The sequence below is a fragment of the Lysobacter sp. cf310 genome, from assembly GCF_900114355.1.
GTDB lineage: Bacteria > Pseudomonadota > Gammaproteobacteria > Xanthomonadales > Xanthomonadaceae > Lysobacter.
Genome location: NZ_FOSS01000002.1, coordinates 804,480 through 816,309 on the forward strand (window position 1 = coordinate 804,480; position 11,830 = coordinate 816,309).

Annotated in this window: 14 protein-coding genes; 7 read left to right on the top strand and 7 right to left on the bottom strand. The window is 68.3% G+C overall.

Annotated features, from left to right (window positions below):
- Positions 1-27 precede the first annotated feature (27 nt).
- A complete protein-coding gene (locus BMZ45_RS10405; RefSeq protein ID WP_091635920.1) occupies positions 28-522 on the bottom strand; it encodes an FKBP-type peptidyl-prolyl cis-trans isomerase in 495 nt (164 codons plus the stop codon).
- Positions 523-558: 36 nt separating this feature from the next.
- Between BMZ45_RS10405 and BMZ45_RS10410 the strand changes: the two genes are divergently transcribed.
- On the top strand, positions 559-1,224 hold the full coding sequence (locus BMZ45_RS10410) for a C40 family peptidase (RefSeq protein ID WP_091635922.1): 666 nt from the start codon (positions 559-561) through the stop codon (positions 1,222-1,224).
- A gap of 210 nt (positions 1,225-1,434) precedes the next feature.
- The gene (locus BMZ45_RS10415; protein WP_254776593.1) at positions 1,435-2,061 is read left to right on the top strand and encodes a C40 family peptidase; all 627 of its coding nucleotides are present in this window, start codon (positions 1,435-1,437) and stop codon (positions 2,059-2,061) included.
- 113 nt (positions 2,062-2,174) lie between these two features.
- Here the strand turns inward: BMZ45_RS10415 and BMZ45_RS10420 are convergent, their stop codons facing one another.
- Both BMZ45_RS10420 and BMZ45_RS10425 read right to left on the bottom strand, forming a co-directional pair.
- A complete protein-coding gene (locus BMZ45_RS10420; protein ID WP_091635924.1) occupies positions 2,175-2,684 on the bottom strand; it encodes an acyl-CoA thioesterase in 510 nt (169 codons plus the stop codon).
- Positions 2,681-3,322, bottom strand: coding sequence for an NADPH-dependent FMN reductase (locus tag BMZ45_RS10425; RefSeq protein ID WP_091635927.1), 642 nt, complete (start codon positions 3,320-3,322; stop codon positions 2,681-2,683). The genes BMZ45_RS10420 and BMZ45_RS10425 overlap by 4 nt, the downstream gene beginning before the upstream one ends.
- A gap of 107 nt (positions 3,323-3,429) precedes the next feature.
- On the opposite strand from BMZ45_RS10425, the gene BMZ45_RS10430 reads away from it, so the two are divergent.
- From BMZ45_RS10430 to BMZ45_RS10440, 3 genes are read left to right on the top strand one after another with little or no spacing between them, the layout of a single operon-like run.
- Positions 3,430-3,843: a hypothetical protein gene (locus BMZ45_RS10430; protein WP_057162693.1), complete on the top strand. Its 414-nt coding sequence runs from the start codon at positions 3,430-3,432 to the stop codon at positions 3,841-3,843.
- Positions 3,840-4,313, top strand: a complete 474-nt coding sequence (locus tag BMZ45_RS10435; RefSeq protein WP_091635929.1) for a hypothetical protein — start codon at positions 3,840-3,842, stop codon at positions 4,311-4,313. The genes BMZ45_RS10430 and BMZ45_RS10435 overlap by 4 nt, the downstream gene beginning before the upstream one ends.
- Before the next feature lie 5 nt (positions 4,314-4,318).
- Positions 4,319-4,729 (top strand): DUF4288 domain-containing protein, encoded by a 411-nt coding sequence (locus BMZ45_RS10440; protein ID WP_091635932.1) that lies wholly within the window; start codon positions 4,319-4,321, stop codon positions 4,727-4,729.
- Positions 4,730-5,367: 638 nt separating this feature from the next.
- Here the strand turns inward: BMZ45_RS10440 and BMZ45_RS10445 are convergent.
- Both BMZ45_RS10445 and BMZ45_RS10450 read right to left on the bottom strand, forming a co-directional pair.
- Complete coding sequence (locus tag BMZ45_RS10445) at positions 5,368-6,792, bottom strand: M16 family metallopeptidase (RefSeq protein WP_091635935.1); 1,425 nt, start codon at positions 6,790-6,792, stop codon at positions 5,368-5,370.
- Positions 6,793-6,802: 10 nt separating this feature from the next.
- The gene (locus BMZ45_RS10450) at positions 6,803-8,191 is read right to left on the bottom strand and encodes a M16 family metallopeptidase (RefSeq protein ID WP_091635938.1); all 1,389 of its coding nucleotides are present in this window, start codon (positions 8,189-8,191) and stop codon (positions 6,803-6,805) included.
- 204 nt (positions 8,192-8,395) lie between these two features.
- Here BMZ45_RS10450 and bla point away from each other — a divergent pair, with 204 nt between their 5' ends.
- Entirely contained in the window at positions 8,396-9,283 is an 888-nt protein-coding gene (gene bla, locus BMZ45_RS10455; protein WP_091635941.1) for a subclass B3 metallo-beta-lactamase, read from the top strand.
- Positions 9,283-9,771: an NUDIX hydrolase gene (locus BMZ45_RS10460; RefSeq protein WP_056172736.1), complete on the top strand. Its 489-nt coding sequence runs from the start codon at positions 9,283-9,285 to the stop codon at positions 9,769-9,771. The genes bla and BMZ45_RS10460 overlap by 1 nt, the downstream gene beginning before the upstream one ends.
- Positions 9,772-9,805: 34 nt before the next feature.
- On the opposite strand, the gene BMZ45_RS10465 is transcribed toward BMZ45_RS10460, so the two are convergent.
- Positions 9,806-10,438: a LysE family translocator gene (locus tag BMZ45_RS10465; RefSeq protein ID WP_091635942.1), complete on the bottom strand. Its 633-nt coding sequence runs from the start codon at positions 10,436-10,438 to the stop codon at positions 9,806-9,808.
- A 70-nt stretch (positions 10,439-10,508) separates the two neighbouring features.
- Positions 10,509-11,795, bottom strand: a complete 1,287-nt coding sequence (locus BMZ45_RS10470) for a dicarboxylate/amino acid:cation symporter (protein ID WP_091636411.1) — start codon at positions 11,793-11,795, stop codon at positions 10,509-10,511.
- Between the last annotated feature and the right edge of the window lie 35 nt (positions 11,796-11,830).

Consider the following 11,830-nt stretch of genomic DNA (forward strand, 5'->3'; position numbering starts at 1 on the left):
CCGTTTTCGGGTCGATGCTGGTGCCGCTTAGTGCTGGTGGCCGCCGTCGCCGTGCACGTGGCCGTGCTCGACTTCCTCGGCGCTGGCCTCACGCACTTCCACGATCTCGACCGCGAAGTGCAGGTCCTTGCCGGCCATCGGGTGGTTCAGATCGACGTCGACCACGCTCATGCCGACCTTCTGGATCGTCACCGCACGCGGGCCGAAGTTGGTCGGCAGCACGGCCTGCATGCCCGGCTCCAGGCGCGCGTCCTTGAAGTACTTCTTCGGCACGCGCTGGGTCAGGCCTTCCTGACGCACGCCGTAGGCATCGGCGGCGACCACGTCGACTTCGAACTTCTCGCCGGCCTCGCGACCGTCCATGGCGGTCTCCAGGCCCGGGATGATGTTGCCGTGGCCGATCAGGATCGCCAGCGGATCGCGGCCTTCCGAGCTCTCCAGCGGCTCCTGGCCCAGCTCGTGGGCAGCGCGCTCGGAGACGGTGTAGTGGAAACGGACGACGCGATCTTTCTCGATTTTCATTGCGGGACTCGACTGGCGGCCGACACAGCGGCGCGGATGGGTAAGACGGCGGCGACGGCGGTAGGCCGGCGCGGCGAAGGCTTGTCGTCGCCGGCGCCAGCCGCCAAGCTAACGGCCGTGACGAAGGCCGCGCATTATCCCGGCAACACCGCCCCCGCGCCAGCACGCGGCGCGAGCCCGTGGCCGGTCGCGGCGCCGCGCTGGCTGGCGATCGGCCTGGCCTGCGCCCTGCTCGCGGCCTGCGGCGGCGGCCGCGAGACCGTGCGCCGCCCCGCTCCGACCATCAGTCCGCGGGTCTGGCCGGTGGTCGAGCCGGCCGATCCCGCCTCGGCCAACGCCGTACTGATGCGCGCGATCAGCCTGGTCGGCACGCCGTACCGCTATGGCGGCAACACCCCCGAGGGCGGCTTCGACTGCTCGGGGTTGGTCAACTACGTCTACCGCGACATGCTGGCCCTGAACCTGCCGCGGACCTCGCGCGACCTCGCCGGTTTCCAGGGCCCGAAGATCGCGCCCGAGCGCCTGGCCGCCGCCGACCTGGTGTTTTTCGGCAGCTCCGGCAACGTCAGCCATGTCGGCATCTACGTCGGCGAGGGCCGTTTCGTGCACGCCCCCAGCACCGGCGGCACGGTCCGCCTGGACCGTCTGGACGGGCCCTACTGGCGCGACCATTACAGCGGGGCGAAACGGGTTCTGAAGTAGTCGGCGGCCAAAATGTGAGCAAAATCACAGGCTTGTTAACGGACTGCTAACGAAATTTGAACCTTCTGCTCCCTTTCGGCAGGCATGATCGCTCGGTGTTGATTCAGTGATGACCGCGTGACGACCCAGCTTCTCTGCCAAGGCCGCCCAGCAGCCACCACCGCCCCCCGCCTTCCGCGGGCCGCATTCCGCATTGCATTGACCCTGTGCTTGACCGCCCTGGCGCTGCCGGCGCTGGCGCAGGAACAGCCTTCCGCCGTGGCCTCGCTGGCCGGCGGTTCGGCCATGAGCGGCGACTCCGCCGACGCCCCGGCCCCGGCCACCCGCCACCTGCTGCCCGACGCGATGACCTTGCCGGATCGCGCCCTGCTGCTGGCCACCGATCTCAACCGTCTGCTGGCGCCCGGCGCCGCGAACCTCAACAAGACCAATGCCAGCGCCGCTCCGGCCGGCGAAGGCCGCATTAAGGGCATGCTGCAGCGCGCCCTGGCCCTGCTGGGCACGCCCTACCGCTGGGGCGGCAACTCCCCGGACAAGGGTTTCGATTGCAGCGGCCTGGTCGGCTACGTGTTCCGCAACGCCCTGGGCATCGAGCTGCCGCGCGTTTCGCGCGAGATGGCCAAGACCGGCGAGCTGATCAGCGACCGCGACGACCTCAGCGAAGGCGATCTGGTGTTCTTCGGCCGCAAGGGCCGGGTCGACCACGTCGGCATCTACCTGGGCGAAGGCCGCTTCGTGCACGCCCCGCGCACCGGCAAGGACGTGACCGTGTCCAGCCTGGACACCGGCTACTGGAGCGGCAAGTTCATGGAAGCGCGCCGGGTCGAAGGGATCTGATGCGCTAAGCCGCCAGATCTCCAATTAAGAAGGCCGCCTCAGGGCGGCCTTTTTTGCTCCTGCCTCGCCCCTGCCGCCTCCGCCTTTTTTAAAGGGGGGAACGGCCTAAGGGCTCACAGCGGATCGGAACTCTGGCTGAGATACCGCTCCACCGTCGCCTCGATGCCCTTGCTCAGCTCCATCACCTTGAGCGCGTACTCGGCCAGGCGTTTGTCGTCCTCGCTGGTCGGGGTCCAGGGCGGCACCGGGGTCGGCTTGCCTTCGACCTGGTCCATGGCCACGAACACGATCACGCAGTGGGTGCACAGCCGCTCCTCGGCCTCGCCGTCGTCCAGGCCCGGGTCGCGCGCCTTCACGTCGACCGCGAAGTGCATGCTGGTGGTACCGGTGTGGACGAGCTTGGTGTGCACGGTGACCAGGTCGCTGATCCGGATCGGGGCGACGAAGCGGATCCCGCCGACCGCGACGGTCACGCTGTATTTGCCGCTCCAGCCGACCGCGGCGGCATAGCCGGCCTGGTCGATCCACTTCATCACCATGCCGCCGTGAACCTTGCCGCCGTAATTCACGTCGGTGGGCTGGGCGAGGAACCGCAGGTTCAGTTCGCGCTGTTGGCCTTTCATGCCACCACTCCCTTGCACAGATGACGGACCACGGCCGCGCCCACGCCGAGCACGGCGCCGCGCAGGCGTTCGTCGGCGAGCACACCGGTCTCGGGCAGGCGCTCGGCGGCCGCGCCTACCGCGACCTGCTGCGGCACCACCAGCAGGCCGAGCTTGGACAAGGCATCGCGCAGCACCAGCAGCGAGCGGATGCCGCCCAGCGGCCCCGGCGAGGCCGAGACGATGCCGGCCATCTTGTCCTGGAACAACAGGGTGCCGGAACGGCCGTCGGCGGTCGCGCGCGACATCCAGTCCAGGGTGTTTTTGACCAGCGCCGGCATCGAGCCGTTGTACTCGGGCGTGCTGATCAGCAGGCCGTCGCAGCCGGCCATCAGCGTCTGCAAGCGGTGCACGTTGTCCGGCATGCCGGCGGCCTCGATGTCGCCGTCGTAGACCGGCAGCGAGTAGTCGCGCAGATCGATCAGCTCGACGTCCGCGCCGGCGGCGCGCGCGCCTTCGGCCAGGATCGGGATCAGACGGCGGTTGTAGGAGGCCTGGCGCAGGCTGCCGGCGAAGGCGAGCAGGCGCGGACGCGGCGCCGGGGTGGCGATAGTGCGGTCGGCGTCGGGCGAGCGCGGATCGGAGAGGCTGGCGGACATGCGCTGGCTCCGTGAGTCGGGGCGCAGATTATGCGCGCAGGCGCCGCGCTTGCGGCGATACGCGCGACCGGCGATGCTCGCCGCGATCGTTCAGCGGGAGACACGAGATGGGACGCACGATACTCGCGGTATTGGCCGGGCTGGTGGTGGCCTGGATCACGATCACGCTGTGCGAGTTCGGCGGGGTGATCCTGCATCCGCCTGCGCCGGGCACGAACCTGGCCGACCCCGACGCGCTGGCCGCGCACATCGCCGGCGCGCCGCCGGCCGCGATGGCGCTGGTGCTGCTGGGCTGGGTCGCGGGCGCCTTCGACGGCGGCCTGGTCGCGGCGTTGATCTCGCGCCTGCACAAACGCGGCGCCGCCCTGACCATCGGCGTGCTGGTGGTGCTGGGCGTGATCGCCAACAGCCTGATGATCCCGCACCCGCTGTGGATGACCGTCGCCGGCCTGCTGCTGCCGATCCCGGCGGCCTGGCTGGCCTCGCGCCTGGTCGGCGGCCGACGCAAGGACGCCGCATGAGTCGCGGCGAGGTGCGCAACTCCAGCAAGGCGATCCTCTACACCATCGGCCTGTTCGCGGCCGCGTTCGCGATCGGCGCCTGGCTGGCCGGCTACGCCGCGCCCGGCCACGAGGCCGCATGGTGGATCAGCGGCGCGCTGCTCGCGGTCGGCCTGGTGGTCGGCCTGAAAGTATTGGAAGCCGCGGCGCTACTGGCCGCGCCCTTCCTGCTGGCCAAGATGGCCGCGCGCTGGGCGGTCACCGGCAAACCGCTGGACCCGCGCAAGGACGGCGACCGCCACGACTGGATCGCCTATCTGCTGTTCATCCCGTCCTACGCGCTGTTCGCGCTGCTGACCGGCGCCGGCATCGGCTTCGTCAGCGGCGGCCTCGGCTTCTTTCTGAGCGCGCTGCTGTACGGTGCAGTCGGGGTGGTGCTGGGCGCGGTGGCGGCGAAGATCCTGTTGAAGCATGCGTTGGATGCGGGCTGACCCACATGCCCTCCAAGTCCGTCTCCCCGGTCGGCTGGTACGTGGGTTCTTACTTGCTGCGTTTCATCGAGTTGAACGATCCGGGCAACGACGATCCTCAGCAAGAGTTCCTCACCTGGGAAAACACCGTCATCGTCCAGGCCGACAATCTGGATCACGCCTACGACAAGATCGTGGCGCTGGCGGCATTCGAGACGGAGTCCTACCGGGGCGGCCCGGAGGGCGTACCGGTACGTTGGGTATTCGAGGGAATGACCGAGCTACTGCCGATCTACGAAGAACTCGCGGATGGCGCCGAAATCATGTGGGCCGAACACGAGCCCACGCGACTGGAACATCTGCGGCAACGCGTTTTTAGCCGGAACGAGCTCATCAGGCCGTCCGTGGATGACACGGAGCCCTCGCCTTCGGGCTAGAGGTAGTCGGGACGACGACGCCGGCACGCGCCACCTTCGCGACGATGCGGTTCGCCTTCGGCTCACCGCATCCTACGGGCGAGACCTACGCGCAGAAGTCACTGGATCCCCGCCTTCGCGGGGATGACGGCTAAAAGCGGGCTTGCCTACGCTACTTGTTGCCGTTGCCGTTGCCGTTGCCGTTGCCGCGGCATTGAAGTCCAAAAGCAACGCACCCACGCGACCAACCGTAGACCCGAAGGGCGGCGCGCAGGACGCGCGCCGTTTTTCGATAGGACATGGATGTCCTATCGAAAAATCCCGGCGCAACCACCGAACCCGCAGGGGAGGTTTGGTCCCGCTAGCCCTTCTCTTTGGTTACTTTTGACCGAAGGGAATCCAGACGGACTCTTGGGCTAGCAAGAGAAAGTGACCCGCATGCGCAGCAGGCGGAAGCCGTTGACCTTCGATCAGAAGAAGCGACAGCAAAGCAACAGCAAATCCTCCCCAACCCTCCTTTTTCAAAGGAGGGAGCTAAGAGCAAGAGCCTGCTGGCGTTCAGCCGCGCACGAACCTTCGGTTTGTAAGCTGCACGGCTTCACCCTTTTCCAAAGGCGGGAGAGCAAACGCGATAGGCCCTCCAGCGAAACCACGCCAACTCACTTCGCCGGCGCGACGAACTCCCCGTAGGTTTTGAGCTGCTCGGCCACTGCCTTGCCATCGCCGACCACGATGATCGACTGATCGGCCGGCACGAAATACTTCTTGGCCAAGGCCTGCACCTGCCCAGCATCCACCGCCCGAATGCGCGGCACATACTGCCCCAGGAAATCCGACGGCAGCCCCATCAGCCACTGATTGGCCAAGGTCGCCGCGACCGAACCCTGCTGCTGGTTGCTGATCATGTAACCGCCCGCGATGTACCGCTTGGTGTCCTCCAACTCCTGCGCCGGCACCGCCTCCTGGCCCAGACGCTCGAACTCGTGGAAGAACTCCTTCAACGCCGCGCCGGTAACCTCGTTGCGCACGTCCGCGCCGCCCTGCACACGCCCGCCGGCGCGCGCCGCCTGCAAGCCCGCGCTGGCGCCGTAGGTGTAGCCCTTGTCCTCGCGCAGGTTCTGATTGACGCGGCTGCTGAAACCGCCGCCCAGCACCGTGCTGGCCAACTGCATCGGCACGTAGTCCGGGTCGGTGACCGGAATCGCCGGGCGGCCCAGGCGCAGCGTCGACTGCACGCTGCCGTCGCGCTGGATCAGCACGAAGCTGGGCTTGGCCTCGCGACGCGCGGGCGCGGTGTCGGCGATCGCCTCGCCGCTGGCTTTCCAGTCGCCGAACGAGGCCTGCGCGAACTTGAAACCGTCCTCGGGCGTGACCCGGCCGGTGATCACCAGCAAGGCACGATCGGGACGGAAACGGCGCGCGTGCTCGGCGCGCAGCTGCTGCGGCGTGATCGCCGAGATCATGCTCTCGGTGGGCTGCGTGCGCGCGTAGGGATGATCGCCGTAGGTAGCCGTCAGCAGTGCGCGCGAGGCCTTGAACGAGGGCTGCGCCTCCGCCGCCTTCAGCGCCTGCAGGGCATTGGCCTGGGCCAGCTTGACCTCGCCGTCCGGGAACGCCGGCGTGCGCGCGATCTCGGCCAGCAGGCCCAACATCGGCGCGGCGTTGGAGACCAGCGCATCGCCGTAGAGGTTGATGCCGTCGTTGTTGGCCGAGGCGCCGACGCTGCCGCCGTAGCCCTGCGCGGTTTCGGCGATGGCCTTGGAGTCGCGCTGCGCGGTGCCTTCGTTCAGCAACGCCGCAAGCTGGGCCGCGAAGCCCGACGCATCGGCCGCATCGGCGGCGTAGCCGGCGTTGCGGATCGCCAGCACGTAGTCGACGCGCGGCATGCCATCGCGCGGCAACACCCACACTTCCAGGCCGTTGGACAGCGTCTTCTTGACGATGTTGGGCACCGGCAAGGGGCGGTCGGGCGCGTACGCGGGCAACTGCGCGGGCAGCGCGGCCTTGGGGCCGGCCTGCGCGGCACCGGCGAAGGCCAGGCTCAAGGAGATCGCGACGGCGATCAGGTTCGGATGGGTCTTCATCGTCGTCTCCTCAGTTCTTCTTGGCGGCGGCGGGCGCGGCGGCCGGGGCCAGCATCGCGGCGGGCTTGCGGTCGATCACGGTGCGATTGGCCGGCGTCAGATAGGTCTTGGCCACGCGTTGCAGGTCGGCCGAGGTCACGCCCTCGATCCAGCCCGGAATCTGGTTGACCACGCCGGCATCGCCCCATAGGGTCTGCAGCTTGGCCAGCGCGTCGGCGCGGTCGATGAAGGTCTCCAGGCCGTTGTACCAATTGGCCAGCAACTGGGTCTTGACCCGCTTCAGCGTGGCCTCGTCCACGCCCTGGTCGGCGACCTTGGCGATCTCTTCGTCGAAAGCCTTGAGCAAGGCATCGGCGCTGGAGGTGGGCTTGTACAGCGCATTGACCACGAACAGGGTCGGACCGTCGTATTCCCATTCGCTGGTCAGCCCGTACAGCAGCTCCATGTTGAGCGCGAGCTCGCGGCCCTTGACCGTGCCCTGATAGAAGCGCGAAGCGTCGCCGTCGGCGAGCAGCGCGCCCAGCACCGCCATCGGCGCCTGGTCCTTGCTGCCGCGGTCGGGCATCTTCCAGCCGACCGCGATCGCCGGCACCTGGGCCAGCGCGTCGGATTGGACGATGCGCTTCTCCTGGGTGTTCAGGCCTTCGCGATAGTCCGGCGCGGCCGGCGTCTTGCGCGCCGGGATCTGGCCGAAGTACTTCTGCGCCAGCGCGAAACCCTGCTCCGGCGTGATGTCGCCGGCCAGGCCGAGCACGGCGTTGTTGGGGCCGTAGTAGTCGCGGTGGAACGCGGCCACGTCCTCGAGGCTGGCGTTCTCCAGGTCCTGGAAGCTGCCGTAGCCGTCGTGGTTGTTCTCCCACTTCTGGAACGCCTGCTGGCCGATGTCGATCCACATGAAGCCGCCGTAGGGCTGGTTCTTCACGTTGACCCGGATTTCTTCCTTGACCACGTCTTGCTGGTTCTTGAGCGTGGTCGGATTGAAGTCCAGCGTCTTCATACGGTCGGCTTCCAGCCACAGGATCGGCTCCAGGGCCGAAACCGGCGCGACTTCGATGTAGTTGGTGAAGTCGGCGCGGGTGGAACCGTTGTTGCGGCCGCCGCCGCCGGTGATCACGCGGTCGAACACGCCCTCCTTCGCGTTCGGCGTGCCCTCGAACATCAGGTGCTCGAACAAATGGGCGAAGCCGGTGCGGTTCTTGGGTTCCAGGCGCATGCCGACGTGGTAGACCACGCTGACGCCGACCGTGGGCGAGGTGTGATCTTCGGACACGACCACGGTCAGACCGTTGTCGAGTTTCTTGACCGCGACCGGCAAGGTCCAGCGATCGGCGTCGGCGGCGAGCGCGGCCGAAGTCGTCGTCAGTCCGGCCAGCAGCAGCGCGAGATGGCGCAGGCGCATGGAAGTCTCCGTTTTCCCCAGAAGACTCCCACCCTAACCTCGCCCCAGCGCGGCATACCGGGCCAGAAGTCACGTGTGGACGCGACGCTTGACGCGAACCCGGCGCAATGCGGGAAAAACCCGCACTATCGCGCGCCGATGCTGGCTGCGTCCGCGCGAATCGCCGACACTGTGTGCCCCCTCGCACGCCCCTCGAACCTGCCGATGCCGTCGCTCCGCCACGCCGCACTCGCCTTCGCCCTGTCCCTGATCGCCGCAGGCAACGCCACCGCCGCCGACCCCCTGCTCCCCGAAGCCCGCGCCTATTCCAGCCGGGACAGCTGGCGCCAGCCGGTGGCGCCGTTCCGCATCGCCGAACGCAGCTGGTACATCGGCACCGCCGGCTTGAGCGCGGTCCTGATCAAGACCGACGCCGGCGCCGTGCTGATCGACACCGGCCTGCCGCAGGCCGGCGACATGCTGCTGAAGCACATGCGCGCACTCGGCGTCGAACCTTCGCAGCTCAAGCTGATCCTGCACAGCCACGCCCATATCGACCACATCGGCGCCCTGGCGCAGATCCAGCGCGCGACCGGCGCCCAGGTGGTCGGCAATGCCGAGGCCGCGGTGCTGCTGGCACGCGGCGGCAGCGACGACATCCACTTCGGCGAGGGCATGCTGTTCCCGCCGGTGCAGGTCCAGCGCATCGTCATGGACGGCGAAACCGTCGAACTCGGCGGCCTGCGCTTCACCGCCCATTTCACCCCGGCGCACACGCCCGGCAGCATCAGCTGGACCTGGGACGACCGCATCGACGGCAAGCCCGCCCACATCGCCTACGCCGACAGCCTGAGCGCGCCGGGTTACCAGTTGATCGGCAACCCGCGCTATCCGCGCATCGTCGACGACTACCGGCGCGGTTTCGCCGCCGTGCGCGACCTGCCCTGCGATCTATTGTTGACGCCGCACCCGGACGCCAGCGGCTGGAACCCGGCCGACACCGCCGCCCCGCACCAGACCCCGATGAGCTGCCGTGCCTACGCCGACCAGGCCGAGCGCGCGTTCGACAAGACCCTGGCCGAACAAACCGCCAAGGCCAAGGAAGCGCGCTGATGCCCTACACCCCGATCGTCGCCACCCTGGGCTATGTGCTGTCGCCGGACGGGCGCGAAGTCCTGATGGTCCACCGTAACGCGCGCCCGGACGACCACCAGTTGGGCAAGTACAACGGCCTGGGCGGCAAGCTCGAGCGCGACGAGGATGTGGTGGCGGGCATGCGCCGCGAGATCTTCGAAGAGGCCGGCATCGTCTGCGACGAGCTGCACCTGCGCGGCACGATCAGCTGGCCGGGCTTCGGCAAGCACGGCGAGGACTGGCTGGGTTTCATCTTCACCATCACCCGCTACACCGGCACGCCGTTCGCGAGCAATCCCGAGGGCACGCTGGAATGGGTGCCGCTGGAGCGCCTGCACGACCTGCCGATGTGGGAAGGCGACCGCGAATTCCTGCCCCTGGTGTTCGACGCCGACCCGCGCGCCTTCCACGGCGTGATGCCCTACCGCGACGGCCGCATGCAGTCCTGGCGCTACTCTCGCGCTTGAAGCCGGCGCGCGCGAAACCGGCGCGCCTGAAACCTCAGCGTCGCGCCTCGGTCGCCATGCGCACCGCCAGCGCGGCCAGCACCGTGCCCATCAGCCAGCGCTGCACCGACAACCAGGTCGGGTGACGGCCGAGAAACGCGGCCATGGCGCCGGCGCTGATCGCGATCGCCGCGTTGACGGTCACGCTGATCGCGATCTGCAAACTGCCCAGGGCCACCGACTGCGCCAGCACGCTGCCCTTGGCCGGGTCGATGAATTGCGGCAGCAGCGACAGGTACAGCACCGCCGCCTTGGGGTTGAGCAGGTTGGTCATCAGGCCCATCGCGAACAGCCGCCGCGGGCTGTCCTGCGGCAACTCGCGCACCTGGAACGGCGAGCGCCCGCCCGGCTTCAGCGCCTGCCAGGCCAGGTAGCCCAGATAGACCGCGCCGGCCATGCGCAGCGCGTCGTAGGCGTAGGGCACCGCCATCACCAGCGCGGTGATGCCCAGTGCCGCGCACAGCATGTAGAACACGAAGCCCAGCGCGACGCCGCCCAGCGAGATCAGGCCCGCCTTCGGCCCTTGGCAGATCGAGCGCGAAATCAGATAGACCATGTTCGGCCCGGGCGTGAGCACCATGCCCAGCGCGATCAGGGCGAAGGCGATCAGGTTGGCAGCGTCGGGCATCGCGGGCTCTCTATCGATTGGCGCGCCGCACGACCATCGCGCGGCGGAACATCCAGCATCGCGGCCTCGATCAGCCGCCTTCCTTGCCGACCGCCTCGGCCGACTCCAGGCCGACGTTGGTCGACGCGGCCTCGTACACCGCGCGATCGAGCAGGCCGGTCTCCTTGGCCACCAGCACCGGCACCAGCATCTGCCCGGTCACGTTGGTCATGGTGCGCATCATGTCGAGCACGCGGTCGATCGCGTACAGATAGCCGATGGTCTCCAACGGCAGGCCGGCCGCGCTGAGCACCACCGTCGCCATCACCACCGCCGTGCCCGGCACGCCGGCGGTGCCGAAGCTGCCCAGCACCGAGGCCAGCATGATCACCAGGTACTGCGACAGCGACAGGTCCAGATCCGCGTACTGGGCGATGAACACCGCCGCCATCGCCGGATAGATCGCGCCGCAGCCGTCCATCTTGATGGTCGCGCCCAGCGGCACCGCGAACGCGGCGTAGTTCTTGTCCACGCCCAGGTTGTGGGTGACGCTGCGCAGCGAGACCGGCAGCGCGGCGAAGCTGGACGAGGCCACGAAGCCGACCTGCATGCCCGGGAACGCGCCGCGGAAGAACTTCAACGGGTTCAGGCCGTGCGCGAGCAGCAGCGCGCTGTAGACCACCGCGATGTGCAGGCCGCAGGCCAGGTACAGCGCGATCACGAACTTGCCCAGCGGCAGCAGCTTCTCGAAACCGTAGCCGCCGATCAGCGCCGCGATCAGGCCGAAGGTGCCCAGCGGGGTGAACTCCAGCACGAAGCGGGTGATCTGGATCATGGTGTCGCTGGCTTCGCCGGCGAGCTTGCGCAGCCCGGCCACGCGATCGCCCAGCTTGACCAGGGCGAAGCCGATCAGCCCGGCGAAGAAGATCACCTGCAGGACCTTGCCCTCGGCCATGGCCTGGAAGGGATTGGACGGCACCACGCCCAGCAGCACGTCGATCGCGGGCGGCACATCCTTGGGTTTGTAGTCGCCGGCGATCTGCAAGGTGCCCACGCCCTCGCCCGGCGCCACCAGATGCGCGACCGTCAGACCGACGCCGACTGCGAGCACCGCGGTGAACGCGAACCAGGCGAAGGTGCGCCCGCCCAGCGCGGCCACCGATTTCTGTCCATGCAGGGAGGCGACCGCGTTGATCACCGCGAACAGCACCAGCGGCACCGCGATCATCTTGATCAGGGTCACGTAGAGCTTGCCCAGCGGCCCGAACCAGGTCTCCGCCGCGGGCCCCATCAGCCAGCCGGCGAGCGCGCCGAGCACGAAACCGCCCAGCACCCGTTGCCAGAACGGGATCTTGAACCAGGCCGACACCAGGGTCATGCGCATACCTCGCCGCGACGAACCAGCACCTTAGC

Bases quoted from the DNA above. Each gene is read 5' to 3' on its own strand.
- BMZ45_RS10425 (WP_091635927.1), bottom strand. From the start codon at position 3,322: ATGTCCGCCAGCCTCTCCGATCCGCGCTCGCCCGACGCCGACCGCACT.
- BMZ45_RS10450 (WP_091635938.1), bottom strand. From the start codon at position 8,191: ATGCGCCTGCGCCATCTCGCGCTGCTGCTGGCCGGACTGACGACGACT.
- BMZ45_RS10440 (WP_091635932.1), top strand. From the start codon at position 4,319: ATGCCCTCCAAGTCCGTCTCCCCGGTCGGCTGGTACGTGGGTTCTTAC.
- BMZ45_RS10470 (WP_091636411.1), bottom strand. From the start codon at position 11,795: ATGACCCTGGTGTCGGCCTGGTTCAAGATCCCGTTCTGGCAACGGGTG.
- BMZ45_RS10405 (WP_091635920.1), bottom strand. From the start codon at position 522: ATGAAAATCGAGAAAGATCGCGTCGTCCGTTTCCACTACACCGTCTCC.
- BMZ45_RS10465 (WP_091635942.1), bottom strand. From the start codon at position 10,438: ATGCCCGACGCTGCCAACCTGATCGCCTTCGCCCTGATCGCGCTGGGC.
- BMZ45_RS10430 (WP_057162693.1), top strand. From the start codon at position 3,430: ATGGGACGCACGATACTCGCGGTATTGGCCGGGCTGGTGGTGGCCTGG.
- BMZ45_RS10410 (WP_091635922.1), top strand. From the start codon at position 559: ATGGGTAAGACGGCGGCGACGGCGGTAGGCCGGCGCGGCGAAGGCTTG.
- BMZ45_RS10435 (WP_091635929.1), top strand. From the start codon at position 3,840: ATGAGTCGCGGCGAGGTGCGCAACTCCAGCAAGGCGATCCTCTACACC.
- BMZ45_RS10420 (WP_091635924.1), bottom strand. From the start codon at position 2,684: ATGAAAGGCCAACAGCGCGAACTGAACCTGCGGTTCCTCGCCCAGCCC.
- bla (WP_091635941.1), top strand. From the start codon at position 8,396: ATGCCGTCGCTCCGCCACGCCGCACTCGCCTTCGCCCTGTCCCTGATC.
- BMZ45_RS10445 (WP_091635935.1), bottom strand. From the start codon at position 6,792: ATGAAGACCCATCCGAACCTGATCGCCGTCGCGATCTCCTTGAGCCTG.
- BMZ45_RS10460 (WP_056172736.1), top strand. From the start codon at position 9,283: ATGCCCTACACCCCGATCGTCGCCACCCTGGGCTATGTGCTGTCGCCG.